Annotated in this window: 26 protein-coding genes and 2 riboswitches; of the genes, 9 read left to right on the top strand and 17 right to left on the bottom strand. The window is 67.5% G+C overall.

Going from position 1 to position 25,067, the window contains the following annotated elements:
* Window positions 1-104 precede the first annotated feature (104 nt).
* The 6 genes from KWG56_RS09735 to gcvT form a co-directional block, all read right to left on the bottom strand.
* Window positions 105-1,028, bottom strand: coding sequence for an SDR family oxidoreductase (locus tag KWG56_RS09735; protein WP_219354605.1), 924 nt, complete (start codon window positions 1,026-1,028; stop codon window positions 105-107).
* Window positions 1,029-1,136: 108 nt separating this feature from the next.
* The gene (gcvPB, locus tag KWG56_RS09730) at window positions 1,137-2,705 is read right to left on the bottom strand and encodes an aminomethyl-transferring glycine dehydrogenase subunit GcvPB (RefSeq protein ID WP_219354604.1); all 1,569 of its coding nucleotides are present in this window, start codon (window positions 2,703-2,705) and stop codon (window positions 1,137-1,139) included.
* A gap of 14 nt (window positions 2,706-2,719) precedes the next feature.
* Window positions 2,720-4,072: an aminomethyl-transferring glycine dehydrogenase subunit GcvPA gene (gene gcvPA, locus KWG56_RS09725; RefSeq protein WP_219354603.1), complete on the bottom strand. Its 1,353-nt coding sequence runs from the start codon at window positions 4,070-4,072 to the stop codon at window positions 2,720-2,722.
* Entirely contained in the window at window positions 4,073-4,576 is a 504-nt protein-coding gene (locus KWG56_RS09720; protein WP_219354602.1) for a hypothetical protein, read from the bottom strand.
* Window positions 4,577-4,579: 3 nt separating this feature from the next.
* A complete protein-coding gene (gene gcvH, locus KWG56_RS09715; RefSeq protein WP_219354601.1) occupies window positions 4,580-4,945 on the bottom strand; it encodes a glycine cleavage system protein GcvH in 366 nt (121 codons plus the stop codon).
* A gap of 136 nt (window positions 4,946-5,081) precedes the next feature.
* The gene (gcvT, locus tag KWG56_RS09710) at window positions 5,082-6,194 is read right to left on the bottom strand and encodes a glycine cleavage system aminomethyltransferase GcvT (protein WP_219354600.1); all 1,113 of its coding nucleotides are present in this window, start codon (window positions 6,192-6,194) and stop codon (window positions 5,082-5,084) included.
* A gap of 58 nt (window positions 6,195-6,252) precedes the next feature.
* Window positions 6,253-6,331, bottom strand: a riboswitch (glycine riboswitch).
* Between the two features lie 4 nt (window positions 6,332-6,335).
* A riboswitch (glycine riboswitch) is annotated at window positions 6,336-6,433 on the bottom strand.
* 128 nt (window positions 6,434-6,561) lie between these two features.
* Between gcvT and KWG56_RS09705 the strand changes: the two genes are divergently transcribed.
* Both KWG56_RS09705 and pncA read left to right on the top strand, forming a co-directional pair.
* Window positions 6,562-7,533 carry a class 1 fructose-bisphosphatase gene (locus KWG56_RS09705; RefSeq protein WP_219354599.1) on the top strand — a complete coding sequence of 324 codons (972 nt, stop codon included), beginning with the start codon at window positions 6,562-6,564 and terminating at the stop codon, window positions 7,531-7,533.
* Window positions 7,534-7,548: 15 nt separating this feature from the next.
* Window positions 7,549-8,181: a bifunctional nicotinamidase/pyrazinamidase gene (gene pncA, locus KWG56_RS09700; RefSeq protein WP_219354598.1), complete on the top strand. Its 633-nt coding sequence runs from the start codon at window positions 7,549-7,551 to the stop codon at window positions 8,179-8,181.
* A gap of 3 nt (window positions 8,182-8,184) precedes the next feature.
* Here pncA and KWG56_RS09695 read toward each other — a convergent pair whose 3' ends face one another.
* Together KWG56_RS09695 and KWG56_RS09690 are read right to left on the bottom strand one after the other, a co-directional pair.
* Window positions 8,185-9,483: a Y-family DNA polymerase gene (locus KWG56_RS09695; protein WP_219354597.1), complete on the bottom strand. Its 1,299-nt coding sequence runs from the start codon at window positions 9,481-9,483 to the stop codon at window positions 8,185-8,187.
* A gap of 233 nt (window positions 9,484-9,716) precedes the next feature.
* Window positions 9,717-10,736, bottom strand: coding sequence for an adenosine deaminase (locus tag KWG56_RS09690; RefSeq protein ID WP_219354596.1), 1,020 nt, complete (start codon window positions 10,734-10,736; stop codon window positions 9,717-9,719).
* 72 nt (window positions 10,737-10,808) lie between these two features.
* Between KWG56_RS09690 and KWG56_RS09685 the strand changes: the two genes are divergently transcribed.
* The gene (locus tag KWG56_RS09685; protein WP_201099163.1) at window positions 10,809-10,970 is read left to right on the top strand and encodes a hypothetical protein; all 162 of its coding nucleotides are present in this window, start codon (window positions 10,809-10,811) and stop codon (window positions 10,968-10,970) included.
* 3 nt (window positions 10,971-10,973) lie between these two features.
* Here KWG56_RS09685 and argS read toward each other — a convergent pair whose 3' ends face one another.
* From argS to xseA, 6 genes are all read right to left on the bottom strand, one after another.
* Window positions 10,974-12,776, bottom strand: a complete 1,803-nt coding sequence (gene argS / locus KWG56_RS09680; RefSeq protein WP_219354595.1) for an arginine--tRNA ligase — start codon at window positions 12,774-12,776, stop codon at window positions 10,974-10,976.
* Window positions 12,777-13,448: a Tat pathway signal sequence domain protein gene (locus tag KWG56_RS09675; protein ID WP_219354594.1), complete on the bottom strand. Its 672-nt coding sequence runs from the start codon at window positions 13,446-13,448 to the stop codon at window positions 12,777-12,779. It lies immediately after the preceding gene.
* A gap of 130 nt (window positions 13,449-13,578) precedes the next feature.
* Window positions 13,579-14,022, bottom strand: coding sequence for a PaaI family thioesterase (locus tag KWG56_RS09670; RefSeq protein WP_219354593.1), 444 nt, complete (start codon window positions 14,020-14,022; stop codon window positions 13,579-13,581).
* Between the two features lie 100 nt (window positions 14,023-14,122).
* Window positions 14,123-14,686, bottom strand: a complete 564-nt coding sequence (locus KWG56_RS09665) for a DUF3035 domain-containing protein (RefSeq protein WP_201099170.1) — start codon at window positions 14,684-14,686, stop codon at window positions 14,123-14,125.
* Window positions 14,687-14,756: 70 nt separating this feature from the next.
* A complete protein-coding gene (gene lspA, locus KWG56_RS09660; protein WP_201099178.1) occupies window positions 14,757-15,263 on the bottom strand; it encodes a signal peptidase II in 507 nt (168 codons plus the stop codon).
* An 85-nt stretch (window positions 15,264-15,348) separates the two neighbouring features.
* The gene (gene xseA, locus KWG56_RS09655) at window positions 15,349-16,956 is read right to left on the bottom strand and encodes an exodeoxyribonuclease VII large subunit (protein ID WP_219354592.1); all 1,608 of its coding nucleotides are present in this window, start codon (window positions 16,954-16,956) and stop codon (window positions 15,349-15,351) included.
* Between the two features lie 221 nt (window positions 16,957-17,177).
* Here xseA and KWG56_RS09650 point away from each other — a divergent pair, with 221 nt between their 5' ends.
* The 5 genes from KWG56_RS09650 (at window position 17,178) to KWG56_RS09630 (ending at window position 20,445) form a co-directional block, all read left to right on the top strand.
* On the top strand, window positions 17,178-17,606 hold the full coding sequence (locus KWG56_RS09650; RefSeq protein ID WP_219354591.1) for a PRC-barrel domain-containing protein: 429 nt from the start codon (window positions 17,178-17,180) through the stop codon (window positions 17,604-17,606).
* Window positions 17,607-17,671: 65 nt separating this feature from the next.
* Window positions 17,672-17,833 carry a hypothetical protein gene (locus KWG56_RS09645; protein WP_201099184.1) on the top strand — a complete coding sequence of 54 codons (162 nt, stop codon included), beginning with the start codon at window positions 17,672-17,674 and terminating at the stop codon, window positions 17,831-17,833.
* A 16-nt stretch (window positions 17,834-17,849) separates the two neighbouring features.
* Window positions 17,850-18,299 (top strand): hypothetical protein, encoded by a 450-nt coding sequence (locus tag KWG56_RS09640; protein ID WP_219354590.1) that lies wholly within the window; start codon window positions 17,850-17,852, stop codon window positions 18,297-18,299.
* Window positions 18,300-18,349: 50 nt separating this feature from the next.
* A complete protein-coding gene (gene purD / locus KWG56_RS09635) occupies window positions 18,350-19,624 on the top strand; it encodes a phosphoribosylamine--glycine ligase (RefSeq protein ID WP_219354589.1) in 1,275 nt (424 codons plus the stop codon).
* A 29-nt stretch (window positions 19,625-19,653) separates the two neighbouring features.
* The gene (locus tag KWG56_RS09630; protein ID WP_219354588.1) at window positions 19,654-20,445 is read left to right on the top strand and encodes a TSUP family transporter; all 792 of its coding nucleotides are present in this window, start codon (window positions 19,654-19,656) and stop codon (window positions 20,443-20,445) included.
* A gap of 183 nt (window positions 20,446-20,628) precedes the next feature.
* Here KWG56_RS09630 and KWG56_RS09625 read toward each other — a convergent pair whose 3' ends face one another.
* A complete protein-coding gene (locus KWG56_RS09625; protein WP_244999454.1) occupies window positions 20,629-21,186 on the bottom strand; it encodes a murein L,D-transpeptidase catalytic domain family protein in 558 nt (185 codons plus the stop codon).
* 249 nt (window positions 21,187-21,435) lie between these two features.
* On the opposite strand from KWG56_RS09625, the gene KWG56_RS09620 reads away from it, so the two are divergent.
* A complete protein-coding gene (locus KWG56_RS09620) occupies window positions 21,436-22,761 on the top strand; it encodes a metal-dependent hydrolase family protein (RefSeq protein WP_219354586.1) in 1,326 nt (441 codons plus the stop codon).
* Here KWG56_RS09620 and lpxK read toward each other — a convergent pair.
* Window positions 22,746-23,762: a tetraacyldisaccharide 4'-kinase gene (lpxK, locus tag KWG56_RS09615; RefSeq protein ID WP_219354585.1), complete on the bottom strand. Its 1,017-nt coding sequence runs from the start codon at window positions 23,760-23,762 to the stop codon at window positions 22,746-22,748. The genes KWG56_RS09620 and lpxK overlap by 16 nt on opposite strands.
* On the bottom strand, window positions 23,759-25,060 hold the full coding sequence (locus KWG56_RS09610) for a 3-deoxy-D-manno-octulosonic acid transferase (RefSeq protein WP_219354584.1): 1,302 nt from the start codon (window positions 25,058-25,060) through the stop codon (window positions 23,759-23,761). Before KWG56_RS09610 ends, lpxK begins: the two co-directional genes overlap by 4 nt.
* Window positions 25,061-25,067 lie beyond the last annotated feature (7 nt).

Here is a 25,067-nt window from a genome sequence, read left to right as displayed (position 1 = left end):
GGCGCACCGTGGCGGGGTTGCCACAAGTCCTTAACAACGCGGGCGAATGGCCGATCCAAGGCGCCAGGATGAAGTCTTGGTCATGAAAGCCGCGGCGGAACGCCTCAGCCGTAGCACACGCCTGTCAGCCGCTCGGATTCCGTCCAGAGACGTCGGGCGACATCGGCGTCGCGGGCCTGGGGCTTGATGACGGCGCGACCCGGCGGCCCCTTCATCTCCTGAAACCCCACCGGCCCGTAATAGGCGCCCGGCGTGGCATCCGGCAGGGTCGCCGCCATCAGGATGGGCAGGGCGCCGTCAACCGCAGAATGGCTCAGCACGCCCTCGATCAGCCGCGCACCGAGGGCAAACAGGCCAGGCTGACTGTCGCCATGGCCATTGGCGATCAGGTCGGTGCGGGCGAACCCCGGATGGGCGGCGACGCTGGTCAGGCCCCAGCCCTGGGTGCCGCTGCGGCGTTGCAGCTCCAGCGCGAACATCAGCATGGCCAGCTTGGACTGCTGATAGACGGGCCAGGCGCCGTACCCGTTCTGATAGTTCAGGTCGTCCAGTCGGATGCGGCCGCCCCGGTGCGCGATGCTGGACAACTGCACCACCCGCGCCCTGGCCGCGCTCAGCAACGGCAGCAGACGGCCTGTCAGGGCGAAGTGCGACAGATAGTTGGTCCCCAACTGCATCTCGAACCCATCGGCCGTCGTCTGGCGCTTTGGCAGGGCCATGATCCCGGCGTTGTTGATCAGGATGTCGATGGGGCGGTCCTGCGCCAGATGACGCCCCGCGAAGGCCTCGACTGAGGCCAGATCGCCCAGGTCCAGCAGGTCGAAACGGGCATTGGCCCCGGCGTGGCGCTCACGGATCAAGCGCTCGGCCTCGGCGCCCTTGGACGGGTTGCGCGCCGCCAGCACGACCTCTGCGCCCTTGCCCGCCAGCACCAGCGCCGTCTCCAGCCCCAGACCGCCGGTCGCGCCGGTGATGATGGCCAGCTTGCCCGTCTGATCGGGAATGTCGTGGGTGGTCCAGTTGGTCATGGGGGCAACCTAGACCCGAAACGACGAAAAGCGTCGCACAAACGAAAACAGCGCCCGCCCCGGCGAGGGGACGAGCGCTGCTTCATTCGGTCAGACCGTTCAGACCTTTCAGGCCGCCTGGTTTGAGCCTTCCGGGGCCGACCAGCGCAGCACCGGCGAGCGGGCGGCGCGGGTTTCGTCCAGGCGCTTCAGCGGCGCATGGAAGGGCGCGCCCTTGAAGCGGTCCACGTCCCCGGCCTTCGCCGCCTCGGCCAGCAGGCGCATGGCATGGATGAAGCGGTCCAGTTCGGCCTTGGACTCGGTTTCGGTCGGTTCGATCAGCATGGCGCCGTGGACGACCAGCGGGAAATACATGGTCATCGGGTGGAAGCCTTCGTCGATCATCGCCTTGGCGAAGTCGAGCGTGGTGATGTCCGTGCCCTTCAGCCATTCGTCGTCGAACAGGGCCTCGTGCATGCACGGGCCTTCTGGGAAGGCCGGGCTCATCAGGTCCTGCAGGCGGGCCTTGATGTAGTTGGCGTTCAGCACGGCGTCCTCAGCCACCTGACGCAGGCCGTCAGAGCCGTGCGACATCATGTAGGACAGGGCGCGCACATACATGCCCATCTGGCCCTGGAAGGCGCACAGGCGGCCAAAGGCCTGTTCCGCCTCGTCTTCCTCGCGCTCGATCAGACGATAGCCGTTGTCGTCATGCACCACCCAGGGGGCAGGGGCGAAGGCGGCCAGGGCCTCTGACAGCACCACCGGACCCGCGCCGGGACCGCCGCCGCCGTGCGGCGTCGAGAAGGTCTTGTGCAGGTTGATGTGCATGGCGTCGACGCCCAGGTCGCCGGGGCGGACCCGGCCGACGATGGCGTTGAAGTTGGCGCCGTCGCAGTAGAAATAGGCGCCCGCCTCATGCGTCAGGCGCGCGATCTCGATGATGTCGCGCTCGAACAGGCCGCAGGTGTTGGGGTTGGTCACCATGATGGCGGCGACGTCCGGCCCCAGCTTGGACGCCAGATCGGCGACGTCCACGCGGCCGTCCTCGGTCTGGGCGACCTCGACGACGGAATAGCCGACGAAGGCGGCGGTGGCCGGGTTGGTGCCGTGGGCGGATGTCGGGACCAGAACCTTGCGGCGCTGCTCATGCTCGCCCTTGGCCTCGTGGGCGGCGCGGATGGCCATCAGGCCGCACAGTTCGCCGTGCGCGCCCGCCTTGGGCGACAGGGCGACCGCGGGCATTCCGGTCAGGGTCTTCAGCCAGTGGGCCAGCGTGTCCATCAGCTCCAGCGCGCCCTGAACCGTCGAAATCGGCTGCAGCGGATGGATGTCCGAGAAACCGGCCAGACGCGCCATCTTCTCGTTCAGGCGCGGGTTGTGCTTCATCGTGCACGACCCCAGCGGATAGATGGCCAGGTCGATGGCGTGGTTCTTCTGGCTCAGGCGCACGTAGTGGCGCATGGCCTCGGGCTCGGACAGGCCGGGCAGGCCGATCGGATCCTTGCGGACCAGGTCGCCTAGGTCCGACGCATCGGTCTTGGGCTCCGGCAGATCGACGCCGGTCTTGCCCCAGCCGTCGCCCTCAAAGATCAGGGCTTCATTCTGCAACAGGCCGCGACCGCCGGTCAGGGTGGCAGGCTTGGAATCGACCTGGTTCGGGGCGGTCGGGCGGCCGACAGTGTTCATCGTGCTCATTGTTCTGTCTCCGCTCAGGCCGCCAGCACCGTGGCGAGCGCTTTCGCCAGGAACTTGATGTCATGATCCAGGGTGGTCTCGGTCGCCGCGACCAGCAGGACGTCGTCCAGACCCGCGTCGGGCGCCAGACGGCTGTAGGGGACGCCCGCCAGCACATGATGACCGGCCAGGGTGTCCACCACCTCGGCGGCCTTTTTGCCCTTGGGCAGACGGATCGCGAACTCGTTGAAGAAGCGCGGCGTCAGCACCTCCACGCCCGGAATGGCGGCCAGGGCGTCGCGGGTGGCGACGGCCTTCTCGTGGTTCAGCAGGGCCAGTTTGCGCAGGCCCGTCTCGCCCAACAGGCTCATGTGGATGGTGAAGGCCAGGGTGCAGAGGCCAGAGTTGGTGCAGATGTTCGAGGTCGCCTTGTCGCGGCGGATGTGCTGTTCGCGCGTCGACAGGGTCAGGACGAAGCCGCGCTCGCCGTCGGCGTCCACGGTCTCGCCGGTCAGGCGGCCCGGCATCTGGCGGATCAGCTTTTCGCGCGTGGCGAACAGGCCGACATAGGGGCCGCCGAAGTTCAGGGCGTTGCCGATCGACTGGCCTTCGGCCGCGACGATGTCGGCGCCCATTTCGCCGGGCGATTTCAGCAGGCCCATGGACACGGCTTCCGTCACCACGACGATCAGCAGGGCGCCCGCGGCGTGGGCGGCCTCGGCGATCTTGGTCACGTCGGTGGCGGTGCCGAAGACGTTGGGCGTCTGGACGACGACGCAGGCGGTGTCCGGGCCGATCTGGTCGATGACGGCGGCTTCGGCGTCGAACGCCGGGGCCAGCGCCTGCGTCTCCACGCCGACGGCGTGAACCACGGTCTCGGTCGCCTTGACGTAGTGGGGGTGGACGCCGCCCGAGATCACCGCCTTGTTGCGGCGGGTCACGCGCGTGGCCATCAGCACGCCCTCGGCCATGGCGGTCGAACCATCATAGAGGGACGCGTTGGCGACCGGCATGCCGGTCAGGTTCGCAACCTGGGTCTGGAACTCGTACAGGTACTGTAGCGTGCCCTGCGCGATTTCCGGCTGATAGGGGGTGTAGCTGGTCAGGAACTCCGACCGCTGGATCACATGGTCCACCGTCGCCGGCACGTGGTGCTTGTAGGCCCCTGCGCCGCAGAAGAAGGGCACGGCGCCGGCGGTCGCATTCTTGGCGGCCATGGCGGACAAGGCGCGCTCGACCTCCAGTTCGCCCGCGACGCGGGGCAGGTCCACAGGCCCGTCCAGACGCGCGCTCTCGGGCACGTCGACAAACAGGTCGTCGATGGATTTCGCGCCGATGGCGGCGAGCATCGCCGTGCGGTCGTCGGGCGTCAGGGGGAGGTAGCGCATCTAGACAGCTTTTCCGAAAAGGAAGTCAGTGATTGAAAAACCCGGCTTGGCTCTGGCTGGGGTGCGTGAAGGCGAGGACTGCGGACGGCTCGGCGTGGTGCTGCGGTTGTTTCGAAGGCCTTTCAACAGATCGGTGAGCGCATCGGCGTCCTCGACCTCCCGGAGCTCGACTTCGTACATCAGGGGTGTGCGGGGCTCGCCCACATTGCCCGCAGGGCGCACCAACAATCTCCCGCCAGGACCATCCAGCATGAAGCTGTTGGTGCGCCGCAGAACGGCCAGCAGCGCGGCAGCGATGGCTGGCGTTAGAACCGGGTATTCCGCCAGCATCCCGTCCGGGGCGTCTTCTCCGAACATATACAGCAACGCGCCGTCGCTTAGCCGAATCTCCGCTTCCAGCCCGGTCCGCTCCGCCCCGCAGTCGGCCAGCGCCGCCTCGACCAACTGGCTCAGGCCAGGTTGCGAAGGCGTCGTGGTCGCGTGGGTGAAGCAGACCGTGAACACGGCTTACAGCGTGGCCAGGAAGGCGTCGTAGGCGGCCTGATCCATCAGGCCGTCCAGCTGCGAGGCGTCCGAGATCTTGATCTTGGCGAACCAGCCATCGGCTTCGGCGGCGGCGTTGACGGTCTCCGGGGCGGTCGACAGCACGTCGTTGGCCTCGACCACTTCGCCCGAGACGGGGGCATAGACGTCCGACGCCGCCTTGACGCTTTCGACCACGGCGAAGCTGTCGCCCTTGGCGAAGGTCTTGCCGACTTCCGGCACCTCGACGAACACCACGTCGCCCAGAGCCTCAGCCGCGTGCTTGGAAATGCCGACCGTGGCGATATCGCCGTCGACGCTGACCCACTCGTGATCCTTGGTGAAATGCATCTTGCTTCTCCTAAAGCCTTCATCCTCGGGCTTGACCCGAGGATCGGATGTTGTGCTGTCCGTGCGCCTATGTCTTCGCACGAGCGGTTGATCGCCCGGCCCTCGGGTCAAGCCCGAGGGTGACGGACAGAGAGGGTTACGCCTTCGGCTTGCGGTAATAGCGTTGCGCCACGAACGGCATGGCGATGACTTCGGCGGCGGCGGGTTTGCCGCGAACCAGAACCTTCAGTTCCGTGCCCAGTTCCGCAAAGGCGGGCGGCACGAAGCCCATGGCGATGTTCTTGCCCAGGCTGGGGGAGGGGCCGCCCGAGGTGACCTTGCCGATGATGTTTCCGTCGGCGTCGGCGATCTCGGCGCCTTCGCGGGCTGGGGCGCCTTCCTTGACGTGCAGGCCGACGCGGACGCGCGACGGACCCTCGGCTAGTTGCTTCAGGATGATGTCGGCGCCGTTGAAGTCTGCGCGTTCCTTGCGCGACTTGGACAGGGCGAAGGTCAGCGCGCCTTCGACCGGCGTGGTCGCGGCGTCGATGTCGTGGCCGTGCAGCGGCAGGCCAGCTTCGAGCCGCAGGCTGTCGCGGGCGCCCAGGCCGATCGGCTTGACGCGGGCGTCTTCCAGCAGGGTGTTCCAGATGCGCTCGGCCTGATCCGCTGGGACCGAAATCTCATAGCCGTCTTCGCCGGTGTAGCCCGAGCGCGAGACATAGCAGTCGGCGCCGAACAGCATCAGGCGGGCCGTCTCCATGAAGCCCATCTCGGCCAGCACCGGCTCATGGGCCGACATCAGCTCGGCGGCCTCCGGGCCCTGGATGGCGATCAGGGCGCGGTCCAGAACCGTCAGCTTGGCGTCGCCTTCCAGATTGGCGTTCCAGAAGGCGAAATCCTCGTCCTTGTTGCCGGCGTTGACGACGACGAACAGGCCGTCATGGTCGGGGCGGCCCGCCATCAGGTCGTCGATGATGCCGCCGTCCTTGTTCAGCAGCAGGGTGTATTTCTGCTTGCCCGCCTTCAGGATCTCATAGTCGCCGGGGACGAAGCGCTGGAACTGCGCCGTGGCGTCCGCGCCGGTGATCTTGCACTGGCCCATGTGCGATACGTCGAACAGGCCGACATGTTCGCGGGTCCAGCGGTGTTCGGCCAGAACGCCTTCATACTGGACCGGCATGTCATAGCCGCTGAAACCCACCATGCGGGCGCCTAAGCGCCGGTGCGCGGCGTTCAGCGGCGTGGTCTTGAGAGCTTGGTCGGTCATGGTTCAGACTTTCGCGGTCGCGTGTTGTGGCGGAGCTTCGCCGCCGTCCTCGCGCCCCCGCTGTCCTGAAGCCTGAGAGATTCCGGCGTTTCCGCCTTGCTCCGTCGGCGCGCCCGTAAAAGAGCGGCTTTCCAGCGTCCGTATGCTATCGCGGTCCGTTTGCCTGAGCGTTTCCGGGGCGGTTGCGCCTTCGGCGTCGAGCCTGATTTCCCAGCCCCGAACTCTCCCGCGAGAGCGACCGACCTAAGCCATCGAGTCAGGCCTCAAGTCAAGCGTCGCCAGTGCATCAGAGGTCTGACAGAGCTTGCCCCGCGCGTCCTGTGCGGCCATGAGTGCGCGACGCCCAACAACCTACGGGAAAGCCTCCATGTCCGCCGACCGCCTTCGTCTCGACGACCACATCGCCGCGCTGGAGGCGCCGCAGGGACTGAAATCTGTCCTGACCGTGATCGCCGCAACCTGCGCCCAGATCAGCGACGTGGTGGCGGGCGGCGCCCTGGTCGGCGCACTGGGCGCATCGGGCCAGATCAACGTCCAGGACGAGGAGCAGAAGAAGCTGGACGTCATCACCGACGACATGCTGACCCAGGCGCTTCTGGCCTGTCCCGCCATCGCCGGCGTCGCATCCGAGGAAAAGGATCAGGTCGAGCCCGCCTCCAATCCGGCCGGTGAATATCTGGCCCTGTTCGACCCGCTGGACGGTTCGTCCAACATCGACATCAATGCGCCGGTCGGCACCATCGTCTCGGTGCTGAAGTCGGCGACCCCGACGCCGGTCGAGGCCGATTTCCTGCAGACAGGCCGCCATCAGGTCGCCGCCGTCTATGCCGTCTATGGCCCCCAGACCATGCTGGTGCTGACGACGGGCGACGGCGTGAAGGGTTTCACCCTGTCCAACGACGGCCAGTGGTTGCTGACCCACGACGACATCACGATTTCGCCGGATACCAAGGAGTTCGCGATCAACGTCTCCAACCAGCGTCACTGGGCCGAGCCGGTCCAGCGCTATCTGGACGGCGTGCTGCAGGGGGCGGAGGGGCCGCGCGGCAAGAACTTCAACATGCGCTGGGTCGCGGCCATGGTCGCCGATGTCCACCGCATCCTGATGCGCGGCGGCGTCTTCCTCTATCCGTGGGACAAGCGCGAGCCGAACAAGCCGGGCAAGCTGCGCCTGATGTACGAAGGCAATCCGATGGCCCTGCTTGTCGAACAGGCGGGCGGCAAGGCGACCACCGACGGCGTCCAGCCCATCCTCGACGTTCAGCCGACCCAGTTGCACCAGCGCATTCCCGTCGCCCTGGGCTCGGCCAACGAAATCGACGCCTTCGCGAGCGCCTGAACCGGAGCCTGAGCCATGATCATCGGTCCCGCCGACGCCCTTCTGGTCATCGACCCGCAGAACGACTTCTGCGAGGGCGGCGCGCTGGCGGTCGCGGGCGGGGCGTGGATCATGCCGCTGATCAACCAGTTGGCGGAACGGTTCGACAAGGTGATCGCGACGCAGGACTGGCATACGTCGGATCAGATATCCTTCGCCTCCAACCACCCCGGCGCGACGCCCTTCACCGAGATTGAGGTCGCCTATGGCCGCCAGATGCTGTGGCCGGATCATTGCCTGCAGGGTTCAGCCGGGGCCGACTTCCACCCCGATGTGAAGCCGACCATCGACCGCGCCCTGGCCGTGGTCCGCAAGGGCTATAATCCGGCGGTCGACAGCTACTCCGGCTTCTTCGAGAACGACCGCCAGACCCGGACGGGCCTTGCGGGCCTGCTGCGTGATCTGGGTGTGCAAAGGGTCTTTCTGGCGGGTCTGGCCTTTGACTACTGCGTTCGTTTCACCGCCGAGGACGCCGTGCGCGAAGGGTTCGAGGCCATCGTCATCACCGACGCCAGCCGCGCCATTGCGCCCGATACTGAAGCGGCGGCGCACGACAGCTTCCGGGCGCGGGGCGTGACGGAGATCGAAGCGGCGACGCTGCTCGCCTAGCCCTCACTCCCAGAAATCCTCCGCATCGGGAATCCGCGTAAAGGCGATCTTCGCGCCGATATAGTCCGGCAGACCCGCGTTCGGGCCGATGCTGACCGTGTCCTTGCCATAGCGGCGGTTCAGCGCGTCCAAGGCTTGGGACAGTTTTAGCGACCGCGCCGTGCCCCCCTGGTCAGGGCCGGAATCAAACAGGTCTGTCTCGAAGGCGCCGCTGGGTTTCAGCTTGTGGACCCCGACCCCGACATAGCTCAGTCGCCCGGCCTCAAACTCGGGCTCGACCCTGCGCCACAGACTGTCCAGCGCGGCCAGCAGGGCGAAGGTGTCCTGGGTCGGGGCGACGGCGCAGGTCAGGCCCGCCGTGTCCCAGCCGCGTCTGGCGCCCTTTGGCCCCATGTCCAGATGCAGGCTGACCACCGCCCCCGTCAGCCCCATCCGCCGCAGCCGCGCCCCGCATTTGACCATCAGCCGCCGGGCGACCGCGCGCGCCTTTTCCGGTGTGCGCATCTGCGCCGCCAGAACATGGCTGTGACTGATGGAGGCGGGGGGCTTTTCCGGCGTCGGTTCGCTGTCCAGACCGTGCAGGCCGCGCCAGATGCGTTCGCCCTCGATGCTGTTCCAGACGGCGCGGGCCTGTTTGGCGCCCATGTCCCACAGACCCGCCGTGTCCGTCACGCCCGCCGCCGCCAGCCGCTCGCGCATCCGCGATCCTATGCCCGGATAGGTCGACAGCGGCAGGTGCAGGATGGAGCCGGGCAGTTCATTGGCCCGCAGGATCGTCAGCCCGTCCGGCTTCTTCATCCCGCAGGCGGTCTTGGCCAGGAACCGCGACGGCGCCAGGCCGATGGACGACCGCAGACATTCGCCGACATTCTTGATGATCCCCGCCTGAATGCGCCGCGCCAGGGCGACCGCGTTCGCCTCCTGCCGCTCCGACCCGATCAGTTCGCACGAGCATTCGTCGATGGACCCGACCTTCCACACCGGCACATGGCGGTCGATCTCGGCCATGATCTTCTTGTGGACCTCGACATAGACGTCGGGCCGCGCCTCGGCGACGATCAGGTCGGGGCACATCTGGCGCGCCTCGGACACCCGCGTGCCGGTGCGGATGCCATAGGGGCGGCTCTCATAGCTGGCGGCGATGGCGCCGGTGTATTCGCTCTCGGCCGGGCGGACGATCAGCGGCTTGCCCCGCCACTCGGGGTTCATCTGCTGCTCGACGCTGGCGAAAAAGGCGTTCAGGTCAATGAACAGCCAGCGCAGGTTCGCGCCATCGTCTTGCTGTGGGCTCGCCTGATCCATGATGCGAACATATCAGGAACATTGGGTGGTCGGAAGCCGCTGACGCTCCCACCTTCGTCATTCCGGGCGCAGCGTAGCGAAGACCCGGAACCCAGCGGCGCGCGACAGCGCGAACCTGTCGCTGTTTAGGTGTTTGGGGTCCGTGCCGCGGACGCATTTCGCCTTCGGCGCCGCTGGGTTCCGGGGCTTCGGGCCAAGCGGCCCTCCGCCCGGAATGACGAAAGTGGAGGGGATCACGCCGCCGCGTAGGCCTCGACCTCTGCGATCCGCGCGGCCTTCTCGGCGTCGCTCAGGAACGAGCCCTCAAAACTGTTCTTCGCCAGCTGCGTCACCTGTTCCCGCGTCAGGCCGACCGCCTGCGCCAACTGGCTGTAGTTCTCGTTCACATAGCCGCCGAAGTAGGACGGATCGTCGGAGTTCAGCGTCACGTGCAGGCCCCGACGCAGCATCTCTGGCACGGGGTGGTCCTTCAGATCCTTGACCACGCACAGTTTCAGGTTCGACAGCGGGCACACCGTCAGGGTCATCTGTTCGGCGGCCAGACGCTCGATCAGGCTCTCGTCCTCCATCGAGCGGTTGCCGTGATCCATCCGGTCGATGTGCAGCAGGTCCAGCGCCTCATGCACATAGGCGGGCGGGCCTTCCTCGCCCGCGTGGGCGCACAGCTTCAGGCCCAGGTCGCGGGCGGCGGCGAAGACGCGCTGGAACTTGGACGGCGGGTGGCCGACCTCCGACGAATCCAGCCCCACGCCGATGAAATGGTGCAGATAGGGCTTGGCCGCCTCAAGCGTCGCAAAGGCCTCGTCCTCGGTCAGGTGACGCAGGAAGCTCAGGATCAGGCCGCTGGACACGCCAAGTTCCGCCTTGGCCCGGTCCATGCCCGCGATCAGCCCCTCGACCACCACGCCGAACGGCACGCCGCGATCCGTGTGCGTCTGCGGATCGAAGAAGATTTCGGCATGGCGCACATTGTCCGCCGCCGCCCGCTGGAAATAGGCGAAGGCCAGATCTTCGAAATCCTGGCGCGTCAGCAGCACCGCCGCCCCCGCATAATAGATGTCCAGAAAGTCCTGCAGGTTCGAGAAGTCATAGGCCGCCCGCACCGCTTCGACGCTGTCATAGGGGATGGCGACATTGTTGCGCTGGGCCAGTTCGAACATCAGTTCGGGCTCCAGGCTGCCTTCGATGTGCAGGTGCAGTTCGGCCTTGGGCAGACCGGCGATATAGGCGTCGAGGGGCGAAGACTGGGCCATCAAGACCTCCTGTGAAGCTGGAACGACGCCGAACGGCGAAGCGTTGGGGTGGTGCAGTCAAGGAGCACCGCAATGACGGACAAACAAGACAAGCCGGTCAAGATCAACACCACGCCCGGCGTTCTGGGCGACGGCACCGAGGAACAGAACCTGGGCCAGAAGGGCGATCCGTCCAAGCGGATCACCGAAGACGAGGTGGACGCCGCCTTCTCCGACAAGAAGAAGACGGACTGATCCTCACATACGATCCGGCGTCTCGATGCCGAGCAGGCCCAGCGCCGTCTCCAGCTGGCGCAGGGCCGCCGCCGACAGGGCGAGGCGCGAACGTTTCGTGTCCTCGTCCGGTGCGACCAGCACAGGGCAGGCGGCGTAGAATTTCGAGAACGACTGCGCTACGCGATAGGCGTGTTCCGCCACCAGGTGCGGCATCCGCTTGTCATAGGCGTCGGACGCGGCCGCGCTGAAGGCGTCCAGCGTCAGGGCCAGATCGCGCTCCGCCTGTTCGGCGATGACGATGGGGCCAGCGGACACGCCCTGTTCGGCGGCCTTCCTCAGCAGGGATTTGATGCGGACCGCCTGATACAGCAGGTACGGCCCGGTCTTGCCCTCAAAGCTCATGAAGCGGTCGAGGTCAAAGACGTAAGAGGTGGTGCGCGCGTTCGACAGGTCGGCGAACTTCAGGGCGGCGATGGCCACCTTGTGCGCGATGGCCTCGAACTCGTCCGGCGACAGGTCGTCGCCCAGCTTGGCTTCATGCAGGCGCTCGCGCGCCTTTTCCGTCGCCTGATCGATCAGGTCGCGCAGTTTCAGCACCCCGCCGGCGCGGGTCTTGAACGGCTTGCCGTCCTGACCGTTCATGGTGCCGAAGCCCAGATGCTCCAGCGACTTCTCGGGCGCATATCCGGCCAGATAGGCGGCGCGGAACACCTGTTCGAAATGCTCGGCCTGGCGTTCGTCGACGACGTACAGGATCAGGTCCGGGCCGATCGCCTTCTTGCGGTCCAGGATCGTGGCCAGGTCGGTCGTGCCGTACATGGCCGAACCTTCCGAGCTGATGACCAGCAGGGGCGGGGGGGAAGGGGCCTCGATCACCGATCCGTCGGCCAGCTTCTTCTTGCGCGTCTCGCCGGGCTTGGCGACGTGAACCACCTGGGCGCCGTCGTCCTCGACCAGCAAGCCCGTGTCCTTAAGATGGGCCAGCATTTCCGGCATCAGGGGATCGGCGTCGCTCTCGCCGTTCCACAGGTCGAAATCGACCGACAGGTCGCCGTATTCGCGCTTCAGCGCCTCGCGGCTGACGGCCACGAAATGCCGCCAAAGAGCGCGATAGCCCGGGCGGCCGTTCTGCAGCTCCGCCGTCGCCTTGCGGGCGCGGTCGCGGAAGGCGGGGTCTTCCTTGGCCTTGCCGGCGGCCAGGGGATACAGTCGGTCGAGGTCGGCCAGGGTGACGGGCGTCTCGGCCGGGAAGGGACCGTCGCCCTCGACCATGAAGGCGTCGGCCAGGCCTTCATCGCCGCAGGCGACGATCAGCAGACCCATCTGGAAGCCCCAGTCGCCGAAGTGGGCGTCGCCGGTCACTTCATCACCGCGGAAGCGGAACAGGCGTTTCAGGCTCTCGCCGATGATGGCGCTGCGCAGATGGCCGACGTGCATCGGCTTGGCCACGTTCGGGCCGCCGTAGTCGATGACCACCTTGCGCGGATCGGCGACCGTCGCGGCGCCCGCGTGATCGGCGTCGGCGGCGACTTCCGCGGCGCGCACGGCCAGGGTCGCGTCGGCGATCTTCAGGTTGATGAAGCCGGGACCGGCGACCTCGACCGAGGAAAAACGCGGATCGGCGCTCAGGCGTTCGGCGATCCTGCCCGCCAGTTCACGCGGATTGGCCTTCAGCGCCTTGGCGGCGGCCAGGGCCCCGTTCGACTGAAAGTCGGCCAGGTCGGGACGGTCGGACGGGGTGACGCGGGCCAGCGCCGCATCCACGCCTTCGGCGGCGAAGGCGGCGGCGACCGCTTCGCTGAGGACGGTCTTCAGATCAGCCATTTATTCGCTCGTAGGGGCGGCGGCAGGCGCAGGCGTCGTTCCGGCATTGACGCGGAAGCGGCTGCCCGAGCGGTTGAACTCGGCCATTTCCGGCGTCACGTCGAAACCGACCAACACTTCGAAGGCGCCGCCGTTGGTGGTGATTTCGGCGCGCGGAATGGTGATGGTGCGGTCTTCGGTCACGGCGGCGGTGCGCTGACCGGCGAAGTTCACCGGGATGTCGAAATATTCCTTGGTCAGGATGGCGCTGTTGCGCTCGGTCACCGCGATCCAATAGCGATAGGTGCGCTGGTCGCTGGTCGCCTGCGGACCACGGCCGAACTGGAACAGGACGCGCATGTCCAGACGGATGGGCTCGTCGCCGCGATACTGGCAGTCGGACGCCAGGTTCTCGATCTCGCCCGTATAGCCGACGTTGGCGATGGCGGCGCGTTCACCCTCGAACTCGACATAGCGGGCGGCGTCGTAAAGAATCTTCACATAGGGGCAGGGGCCTGCGTTCGCGCGACGCGACAGCGGGGCGATGCGAATCGCCCGGCGCGGCGCTTCGTCCTGACCAGCGGCCTGTTGCTGACCACCGCCGCGTTGACGGCCGCTCTGAGCCTGGGCGGCGACTGGCAGGACAGACGCCGCGATCGAAATGGCGGCGAGGGCGGTTAGGACGCGACGCATCAGCATATATTTCCGACAGCGAAAGGGCGCGCGCGACGATCGGCGGCCGATCATAGAACGCTCGCCGCTGATAGCGGCTAAAGCGAGGCGCGGCAAACCTTCGCTTTCGAACTGGGTGTTCAGTTGCGTCTCAGGCGCTCATCACCAGGCAGGTCGAGGTGGCGGTGGCGTACAGTTTGCCGTCCAGACCCCGCAAATCCGCCTCGGCGAAACCGGCGCGGCGGCCGATCTGCACGATCCGCCCTTCGGCCCTCACCGGCGTGCCCGCCGTCAGCGCCTTGTGAAAGACGGTCTTCAGCTCAAGCGTCGTATAGGTCTGGCCGGGCTTGAGCATGGAATGGACCACACAGCCGCAGGCCGAATCCAGCAGGGTGGCGATCCAGCCGCCGTGCACCGTGCCCAGCGGATTATAGACGGCCTCGGTCGGGATGCCCTCGAAAACCACCCGGCCCTCCTCGATCTCGGTCATGTCGAAGCCGACGGTGCGGGCGATGGGGGCGGTGAACCCGGCCTTGGCGCCCAGACGCAGCTGCTCCACGCCGGACAGTACGGAGAAGTCGATGGCGTCGGTCATGGGCACGGATCCTGCGCGATGGGGTCCGTTTAAAATAAAGACGGACGCTGCCAAGGCAAGCGTCCGTCAGAAGTCCTGGTTCCGTATGGAAAGGCGGGTCTTACAGGCCCGGCAGCTTGAAGCCGCTGTTGCGACGCGGAACGATGGTGATGGGACGACCGCCGGTCAGGGCCTGGGCGCGGGCGGCCTCGGTCGTGGCGTCGATGGTCACGGCGCCGTCTGCGGTCTGGCGCGTGGTCGCAGCCTGGCTGGCCGAATCGTTCTTGCGCCAGAACATCAGGCGGTTGGCGAAGCTTTCGTCCTTACGGGCGATGTTGCCGAACTCGTCGTCGACGACATAGATCGCCAGCGGATCGGCCTGGTCGGCGCCGGCCTGCGTGACCAGAGCCTGCTCGCCCGCCGTGCGGGTGACGCCTTGGCGTTGGCCCAGCAGAATCTGACGGGCGGCGCTTTCGGGGGCCAGTTCCTGCGGGCGCGGCTGGCCGGGTGCAGGCGGACGCAGGCCGTATTCGGGCGGCACGGTCAGGGGCGCGGTCGAGACGGTGACGAACTCGTCCGGCACGACCTTGGTCAGGCCGACGCCTTGCTTGATGGTGCCGCAAGCCGACACGGCGAGCGCGGCGGAGGCGGCGAGGGTCAGGACGGCGACACTGCGAATACGCATGGTTTCAGGCTCTGTTCGGCTTAATGCGGGTGCTCCCCCGGAGCGAAGACCGCATAGTGAAGACGGTGGATTACGACTTTTCGGCGGCGGGGCCAACCTTGGCGGCGCGTTCGGACAGAAGAGTGTCCAGAATCAGCAGGACGACCCCGATGGTGATGGCGCTGTCGGCGACATTGAACACCCAGGGAAACACGCCCGTGCCGGAAAAGTCGATGAAGTCGACGACATAGCCGAAACGCACGCGGTCGATGGCGTTGCCGATGGCGCCGCCCATGACCAGGCCGATGGCCGCGATCAGCAGACGCCGCTGCGACTTCAGCGCCCACCAGCCCAGGGCGATCGAGACGATGATCGAAAAGATGCTCAGCCCCCAACGGGCCTCGCCGCCGCTGAACAGGCCGAAGCTGACGCCGGTGTTCTCGACCCAGCTGAAGTTCAGGATCGGACGGATCACCGGGACGCGCCCGATCTCCTGCAGTTGCAGGCCGCTGATGATCCAGGCCTTGCTGATCTGGTCCAGCAGGACGACGACGATGGCCATGCCATAGGCGGCCAGGGCGATGCGGGGAATCTTCATGCGTCGCTTTCAGCGGGACGAACAGGAAGGGGCGCGATTAGCAGGAAGCGCAGCCCCCGCCAATGGAGGTTGCGTTGCGTGGGGGTCAGAACAAATCCCCCTGTCCGGGTGGCGGCGCCTTTGGCTTGGGCGCAGGCTTAGGCGCTGCGGCAGGCGATCCGACGCGCGGCTCGCCGCCCTCGATCACCGCCCCGCGTGCGCCGTCGCCGAACACCAGTTGCACCGACTGACCCGGGTTCAAGCTGGCGGCGGCGGTGATCCAGACGCCGTCCTCGCCCTCAACGCGGGCGAAGCCGGGCTTGGGACGGGCAGGGTCCAGACTGGTCAGGGCGCGCGACAGGGCGGACAGCCGGTCGGCGTCCCGCTCCAGCCGACGCGGCGCCCAGCCGTCTAGACGCAGGGCCACGGCCTCCAGCCTGTTCTGGCGCTGATCCAGCCGCCGATGGATCGGATCGGGCGACAGCCGCCCGGCGGCCTGCAGCAGCCGCCGCTCATGGCGCGCCACATTGGACTGCAAGGCCGCGCCCAGACGTCCCGCGACGTTGCCCAGCCGGTCGTCGCTGCGGTCCAGACGGGCGCGCAGCAGGGCAGGCGTCAGCTTGCCCGCCGCCACGGCCAGATGCCGCTCATGCAGGGCCACATTGCGGTGCAGGCCCGACGCCAGGCGGCTGGAGGCGTGATCCAGCCGCTGCTGCGCCAGCGCCAGCAGGTCTTCGGGCCGCGCAGGCAGGCCGCGCGCCACGGCCCGCAGCCTGGTGCGGCGATCCTCGATCAGCCGCCCGCCCGCCTGGACCAGGCGCCGATCCATGTCCGCAACGGCGTAGCGCAGGTCCGCCAGCACGGGCGTCGCCATTTCGGCGGCGCCCGTCGGCGTCGGCGCGCGCCGGTCCGAGACGAAGTCGATCAGGGTGGTGTCCGTCTCGTGCCCCACGGCCGAGATGATCGGGATGCGCGCCGCCGCCACCGTCCGGGCCAGGGCTTCATCGTTGAAGCACCACAGATCCTCGACCGACCCGCCGCCGCGCGCGACGATCAGCAGGTCGGGGCGCGGAATCGGCCCGCCGGGCGTAATACCGTCAAACCCGCGAATGGCGTTGGCCACCTGACCCGCCGCCGCATCGCCCTGCACCACCACCGGCCAGACAATGACCCGACAAGGCCAGCGTTCGGCGATCCGGTGCAGCACGTCGCGGATGACGGCGCCGGTCGGGCTGGTGATGACGCCGATGGTGCGTGGAAACTGGGGCAGGGGCTTCTTGCGTCCCGGTTCGAACAGCCCCTCTTCGCGCAGGCGCAGCTTCAGCCGCTCCAACTGGGCCAACAGGGCGCCAGCGCCTGCCGCCTCCATGCTCTCGATCACGATCTGGTACGACGACCGCGCCGGATAGGAGGTGATCTTGCCAGTGACGATGACCTCCAGCCCCGCCTGCGGCTGGACGCCCAGCCCCCGCACCGCACCCTTCCAGATCACCCCGTCGATGGCCGACTTGTCGTCCTTCAGCGTCAGATAGACGTGGCCCGAGGCATGGCGGTTCACCTTGGAGATTTCGCCCCGCAGCCGCACATGGCCGAACCGCTCCTCCAGCGTCCGCTTCAGCGCGAAGGACAGCTCCGAGATGGACAGGGGCGGGTTGTTGTCGCGCGGCGTCGGCTGTTCCGCCGGGCCTTCGAATACGTAGGAGTCGTCACTCATGCGGTCACCTTACCGTGCGCCGCCGAATGCGGGAATGGGCGCGGAACGGTCGATGACAGCATGCGTTTGGCGCTCATGGAGTCGGGCAACCGCCATCCAGACCCCCGAAGGGTGATCAGCCGAGCGCCTCCCCACAGCGCCCCTCCTGCGATCCGTCCGCCGGTCCGTGGTCCTTGCTGATCGACGCCATGCCTCACAGGTGCTGGACCAGGATAGGTTCGATGACCCGCAGTCTGATGATCGCCGCCGCAGCAGCAGCTTTGCTCGCGGCCTGCTCCCAGCAGAAGGAGACCCCGTCCGCCGCCGCGCCAGCCGACACGGCCCCCGCCGTCGGCCCTGCCATGACGGCCCAGCCCGACGCCGCCGCCATGACGCAGGGCGAACCTCTGGTTCTGGGTCTGAGAAGCGCCCAGCTGGAAGGCGCCAATCTGTTGTCCACCGACGGCACGGATGTCGGGGATGTGCAAAAGGTCGATGTGGGCAGCGACGGCAAGGCGACCGGCCTGATCGTCGCCCCGACCGGCGTGGGCGAACGCTGGGTGCGCCTGCCGCTGGCCGGACTGACGGTGAAGACCTTGGGCGACGATCATGTCGTGGTCACCGGCCTGACGCTGGATCAGGTCAAGGCGCTGCCCGCCTGGGCGCCATAAGGACGCAGGCCCTGGGTTTGGGCTGATGACCGGGAACGGCGGGGGCCTCTCGTCGTTCCTGTCTCATGCCCGCTGATCCCAGAGGAACAGACCCGGACGACCGCGACCCGCGTGAGCGGGGCCTTCAGCGGCGCAGCGGCGCGGGCGGCGCCATGAGCCCGTGGCTGATTATTCTGAGCATAATTCTGCTGGGTTTCGTCGTCTATGTGCTGTCGGCGATCCTTTGAACCCTGGGCCAACCCGATGAAGCGTCTGACTGTCCTGACCGTGGCTTTGCTGGGGCTGGGCCTCGTCGCCTGCTCCAACCAGAATGATGACGACGCCGTCGTCGAACAGTCGGCCCCCAACGCCCCGCCGGTTCCGGCGACTGAGGCCCAGGCTGACGCGGTCAGCGGCGACACGGTGCTGGCCTTCAACATGACCCGTGATCAGCTGGAGGGCGCAAACCTGCTGTCGCGAGACAATACGGATCTGGGCGGGGTGACCAAGCTGGTGCTGGACGCGCAGCGGCGTCTGACCCATGTGGTGGTCGAACTGCAGGGCCCCGGCGCGGTGAACGTCATGGTGCCGATCGCCGATCTGGCGCCGATCCAGAATGGCGCGAACAAGGATCTGATGACCAGTCTGACCGCCGCCCAACTGCAGGCTCTGCCTGCCTACAGCCCCGATATCGCGCCGCCTTTGCCGGAATAAGCCCGCCCGGCGCTTGACCGACCGCAGCGGCGCCGTCATTGCCCGGTCTCATGAACATTCTTCTCGTCGGATCGGGCGGGCGCGAACACGCCCTGGCCTGGAAGATCGCCCAGTCGCCGCTGGTCACGCGGCTTGTCGCCGCACCCGGCAATCCCGGCATCGAGAAGCTGTGCGAACTTCGCGCCGTCAAGGCCGACGACGCAGAGGGCCTGGCCGCGCTGGCGCAGGAGATCAAGGCCGATCTGGTCGTTGTCGGCCCGGAACTGGCGCTGGCGGCGGGTCTGGCCGACCGTTTGGCGGCGGCGGGCATTCCCTGTTTCGGCCCCACCGCTCAGGCGGCCCAGCTGGAGACCTCCAAGGCCTTCTCCAAGGCCTTCCTGGAGCGTCACGCCATCCCCACCGCCGGTTACGGCGTCTATGAGACGGTCGCCGACGCCAAGGGTGCGCTGGATCGGTTCGCCGCCCCCTATGTCATCAAGGCTGACGGTCTGGCGGCGGGCAAGGGCGTGGCCATCAGCCCGGATCGTCAGGACGCCGAGGCCGAGATCGAGCGGATGCTGGGCGGCCGTTTCGGCGCGGCGGGTGCCCGCGTCGTCATTGAAGAGTTCATGGACGGGGAGGAAGGCTCGCTCTTCGCCCTGTGCGACGGCAAACAGGCGGTGTTGTTCGGCGGCGCCCAGGACCACAAACGCGCCTTTGACGGCGACCTTGGCCCCAACACCGGCGGCATGGGCGCCTATTCGCCCGCGCCCGTCTTCACCGACGCACTGGTGCAGCAGGCCAACGACCTGATCGTCCAGCCCACCATCCAGAAGATGGCCGAGGAGGGGGCGCCCTATCGCGGCGTGCTCTACGCCGGTCTGATGGCGACCGAGGACGGTCCCAAGGTGGTCGAGTTCAACGCCCGTTTCGGCGACCCGGAATGCCAGGTGCTGATGATGCGCTTCGCCGGCGACATCGTGCCCTATCTGCTGGCCTGCGCGCGCGGCGATGTCTCGGGCCTGCCGCCCGCGGCCTTCAAGCCCCAGACGGTGATCTGCGTGGTCATGGCGGCCAAGGGCTATCCTGACAGCCCGCTGGAAGGTTCGACCATCCGCGGCGCCGATCAGGACTTCGGCCCCCATGTCCAGGTGTTCCACGCCGGGACCAAGCGTCGCGACGACGGCGCCCTGACCGCTGCGGGCGGGCGCGTGCTGAACGTCTGCGCCGAGGGCGACGACATCGCCCAGGCCCGCGAACGCGCCTATGAGGCCATCGCCAAGATCGACTGGCCGGGCGGCTTCAACCGCACCGACATAGGCTGGCGCGCGCTGGACCGCGAATAGGCCGAACACCGGCCGAGTGAGAGTATCGCATGGTTGAACTGGCCCCCGAGATCATCGCCCTGTTGTGCCTTGCGGCTGTGGCGGCGGGGTTTGTCGACGCCATCGCAGGCGGTGGCGGTCTGATCACGGTTCCGGCCCTGCTGGCGGCGGGCGTTCCGCCGGTCGCCGCCATCGCCACCAACAAGGTTCAGGCCAGTTTCGGCACGGCCTCGGCGACCTGGAGCTATTGGCGGGCGGGCCGGATCGACTTCGGCATCCTGAAATGGCCGCTGGCGGCGACTCTCGTTGGGGCCGGGCTGGGCGCCTTCGCCGTCACGGTGGTCGACACCCGTTGGCTGATGGTGCTGCTGCCGGTCCTGCTGATCGCCATCGCCCTGTATTTCCTGTTCGGACCCAAGGCCAGCGACGAGGACGCCCACGCCCGCCTGACGCCCCTGGCCTATAGCGCGGTCGCCGGGGGCATCGGCTTCTACGACGGCTTCTTCGGCCCCGGCACCGGCTCCTTCTTCGCGCTCAGCCTCGTCACCCTGATGGGCATGGGCTTGACGCGGGCGACGGCCCACACCAAGGCCCTGAACCTGATGAGCAATGTCATCTCTGTGGTGGTTCTGGCAGCGGGCGGCCATGTGCTGTGGCTGCTGGGCGGCTGCATGGCCGTGGGTCAGGTCATCGGCGGGCGTCTGGGCGCTCATTCCGCCATGCGTTTCGGCCCGCGTCTGATCCGGCCTCTGCTGGTCGTGATCTCGCTGGGCATGGTGGCCAAGCTGCTGTCCGACCCGGCCAATCCCCTGCGGATCATGGTCGCGGGCTGGTTCGGCTAGGTCTGGTCGAGATCAGGCTAGACCGTCATCCCGGGGCGTCCGCAGGACGAACCCGGAAGCCAGGAGGCTCATATCTAGCTTCGAATGTGTCCCGCGGTGCGGCTGTACCCCTGGGTTCCGGGTTCTTCGCTTCGCTCAGCCCCGAAATGACGCTCTTAGATGCTGATCGAACCTGGAGCCGCCTCAGGCGGCTGCGTACAGCAGGCGGCCTTCGCCCATCCGTTCGCGCAGGTCCGGCAAGTCCGTGTGGGCCACCGAGAAACAGCCGTAGCTGCGACCCAGCTTGCCTTCGCGGGCCAGGAACTGCGGGTCCGCATAGTCCGCACCGTGGATGATGATGGCGCGTTCGCGGGCCTTGTCGTTGGTGTATTCCAGCCCGTCCAGCAGGACGTTCGGCCCCTGCTGGCGGCCCCAGCTGGCCCCCGCGGTGGCGTAGGCGCCGACCGAGGACATGTTTGAATCCGGCGTGTTCGAGAACCGCTGGGCGTAGCCCGAATGGCTGGGGTCCGACCCGCGTCCGTGGCAGGTGCGCAGCACCTTCACTTCGCCGCTGATCAGGTCGACCTCGTACAGCCGCTCCTCGCCCGAGAATTTCTTGAAGTCGACCAGATACATCCGGTCGCGCAGCGGCAGTCTTCGGTGATGGGTGTCCAGCGCCGCCATGGCGCGGTCCATCAGTTCCTTGCGGACGTGACGGCGGGGATCGAGCGGAGGCGGCGTCAGAACGCCCGTCTGAATCACCGGCAACTCCACACTCGGCGAAGCGATTGGTGCGGCTTGCGCCAGTGTCGTGATCGGCGCCTTCGCGCTTGCGCTTGCGCAACCGGTCAGCAGGGCCGAACCGCCCAGAATCATGCCTCGTCTCGATAGCCGCATGCGACGCCCTCGTTGCGGTTTGTTCGTGGGGGTGGTTTGTTTCAAAAGGTTACGGTTCAGGCAACCTGAGCCTTGTGGGGCCATTTTGGGGCAGGGATGCCGGGGGAGTATTTGATGAAACGTTTGGGCTTGGCTCTGGCGGCGCTGATGGCGTCGGCGACTGCGGTGTTCGCGCAGCAAACCCCGGCTGTCACTGGAATGGGGGATGCGCAGGCGACAGTGTTCGTCGAAGCAGGCCGTCTTCTGGCCGACCCGGCGACCGGTGTTGTGCAGCGTGGTAAAACTCTCGTGATCAGAGGGAACCAAGTCGTCGAAGTGCGCGACGGCTTTGTCGGCGACGCGTCTCAGGGCAAGGTCGTGGACCTGCGCGACGCCTTCGTTCTGCCTGGACTGATCGACAGCCATGTCCACCTGACGGGTCAGCAGAGCGCCAGTTCGCGCATCGACGGCCTGGTTCAGTCCGACGCCGATCAGGCCATGGTGGGCGCCCGTTATGCGCGCCGCACCCTGCTGGCGGGCTTCACCACCGTGGCCGATCTGGGCGCCAGCAACGAGGCGATCTTTGCGCTGCGCAATGCGGTCCGGAACGGCGATGTGCCCGGCCCGCGCATCATCGCCTCGGGCAGCGCGGTGTCGATCCACGGCGGGCATGGCGACATCAACGGCTATCGCGAGGACATCCTGCACCTGATGTCGCCCGAAAGCGTCTGTTCGGGCGCCGAGGACTGCATGCGCGCCGTCCGCACTCAGGTCCGTTCGGGCGCCGACATCATCAAGATCACCGCGACCGGCGGCGTTCTGTCCAACACCGCTGCGGGCCTGAACCAGCAGTTCTCCGACGCTGAACTGGCCGCCATCGTCGAAAGCGCCCACCGCATGGGCCGTCAGGTCACCGCCCACGCCCACGGCGTCGACGGCATCAACGCCTTCCTGCGCGCAGGCGGCGATTCCATCGAACACGGCACCTATCTGGACGACCAGTCGATCCGCCTGTTCAAGCAGAACAACGCCTGGCTGGTGCCGACCCTGCTGGCGGGTGACTTCGTGGCCCGCGTGGCTTCCGGCCCCAACAACTTCTTCACGCCTGCCCAAACGGCCAAGGCGCTGGAAGCCGGACCCAAGATGCTGGACATGGCTCGTCGCGCGCACAACGCCGGGGTCAAGATCGCCTTCGGCACCGACTCGGGCGTCTCGGCCCACGGCGACAATGCTCAGGAGTTCGCGCTTCTGGTCCGCGCCGGTCTGACCCCGCTGGAGGCCATTCAGGCCGCCACCGTCGGCGCCGCCGAACACCTGAAGATCGCCAACGAAGCTGGCCGGATCGGCGTCGGTCGCAACGCCGACATCGTTGCTGTAGCGGGTGACCCTCTGACGGACGTGACCGAACTGGAGCGCGTGAAGTTCGTGATGCGCAACGGCGTGGTTTACCGCGCCGACTGAATCCTGCGGGTCAGGAAGGCGGCGAAAGCCGCCTGATCCTCGAACCGGGCGACGACCGGCCAGGCCGCCACGCGCGCGCGCTGGTCGGGCGTCAGCCTGACCCAGTCCTTTTCGGTCGTGACCAGACCGGCGCCGTAAACCGCGGCCCGTTCCTCCAGGAACCTCATGTTCTCGGCGCTATAGGCCGCATGGTCGGGGAAGGGGACGAAGTCCGCCAGATCGCACCCCGCTGCCTTCAGCGACCGTTCGACCTTCCACGGCTTGGCGATGCCTGCGAATCCGACCTGCGGGCCGGACGGCGGCGGACCCTCGGGCGTCAGGCGGGCGATGAAGACAGGCAGGTCGCCGAACAACTCCAGCAGGTCCGGGTCAGCGGCGTCCACATCGGTCGCCAGCATCACCACCACCGCATCGGCGCGCGCCAGCCCGGCCTTCAGCGGCTCGCGCATCGGGCCGGACGGAAACACCGACCCATCCCCGAACGGCCATTCGTCCCCGCGCGTCTCGCCGTCCACGACGATCAGGCTGACGGTCTTTTTCAGCGCGGGGTTCTGATGCCCGTCGTCCAGCACCACAGCCTGCGCCCCGTCCGCGACCGCCGCCCTGGCGCCCGCGATCCGGTCGCGTGAAATCCATACCGGCGCGTCCTGCGCCAGCATCAGCGGCTCATCACCCACATCCGCCGCCGTATGCAGCGCCGGATCGACCCGCACCGGCCCCTCCAGCCGCCCGCCGTAGCCGCGTGACAGGCCATGCGCCTCAACGCCCGTAGCGCGCAGCAGCCGCAGGGTCTCGCGCGCCACCGGCGTCTTGCCCGATCCGCCCACCGTCAGATTGCCGACCGATATGACCGCGCAGCCGGGATCGACCGGCGTGGCCTTGGCGATCTTGCTGGCTGTCACCCCGGCCCAGATCCAGCCCAGCGGCTTCAGCACCGTGCGCGTCACTCGCGCGTGGCTGCTGTCGCGGATGTACCACCATCGCGGCGTGTTCAGCTTCATCGCCGCATCCCCTTGGCGGGCGCGGAAGGCATCAAAGGCGTCAGCAGCGACCACAGCCGGTCCAGCCCGCCACCTGCTTCCGCCGCCGCGCGCTTGGCCCGTTCGCCCATGGCCTTGGCTGCCGCCGGGTCGGCCAGCAGGGGCGCGACGACCCCAGCCAGTTCATGTGGGCCCTGCACCAGGATCAGCCCGCCCGCCTCGGCCAGCGACGAGGTCACGGTGGCCCAGTTGGAGGCGTCCGGCCCGCTGATCGTCGGCCGAGCCAGCCGCGCAGGCTCCAGCGGATTATGCCCCCCGACCGGCGCAAGGCCCAGGGCAGGCGCGAATGATCCGCCCATCACCACCACGTCCGCCAGGCGCAGGAACAGGCCCATCTCGTTCAGGGTGTCGGCCAGATAGATGTCCGTGTCGCGCCCGATGCTCTCACCGCGCGACCGCATGGCGAAGGCGAAACCCTCGGCCTGAAGCGCGGCGGCGATGGCGGGCGCCCGATCCGGGTGGCGCGGCAGCAGGATCAGACACGCCCGGTCAGGCAGCTTGTCCAGCGCGCGGATGATGGCGATCTCCTCGCCCTCATGGGTGCTGGCCGCCACCACCACGGGCCGATCGCCGATGGCCTCGCTGATGCGGCTGAAGGCGGCGGCGTCATGCGGCAGGGGCTCGCCCGCCAGCTTCAGGTTGATCAGCTCGTCGACGTGGGCGCCCAGTCGTTTCAGCCGCTCGGCCGAAACCTGATCCTGCGGCAGGACCCGATCGAAGGTGTTCATCAGGGCGCGGCTGGATTTCGGGAAACGACCCCAGCCGTCCACGGTCTTTTCGGTGATCCGCGCGCTGACCAGGGCCAGCTTCACCCCGCGGCGATGCGCCTCCAGCAGCATATTGGGCCACAGTTCGCTCTCGACGAAGATCGCCAGGGCGGGCCGCCAGTGATCCAGAAACCGCTCGACCACGCCTGGCCCATCGACCGGCGCGTACTGATGGATCACGCCGTCGGGCAGGCGTTCGGCCAAAATCTGCGCCGAGGTCACCGTGCCCGAAGTGACGAGCACCGTCAGGTCGGGCCGCGTCTTCACAAACCGCTCCACCAGCGGCAGCAGCGACAGGGTCTCGCCCACGCTGACGCCGTGCAGCCAGACCAGATCGCCGCCGGGCCGTTCTGCGCGGGTGTAGCCCAGCCGCTCATCGACCCGCACCGGATCTTCCTTGCCCTTTTGCGCGCGCGCATCCAGCAGGCGCGGGGCCAGCGGCTCCAGCGCGCGGGTCGCCAGCCGATAGGCGATCAGCGGCAGGGGCGTCACGGCTGAA

It is taken from the genome of Brevundimonas nasdae (assembly GCF_019395145.1).
Lineage (GTDB): Bacteria > Pseudomonadota > Alphaproteobacteria > Caulobacterales > Caulobacteraceae > Brevundimonas > Brevundimonas nasdae.
This window is presented reverse-complemented; position numbering and strand designations above follow the sequence as displayed.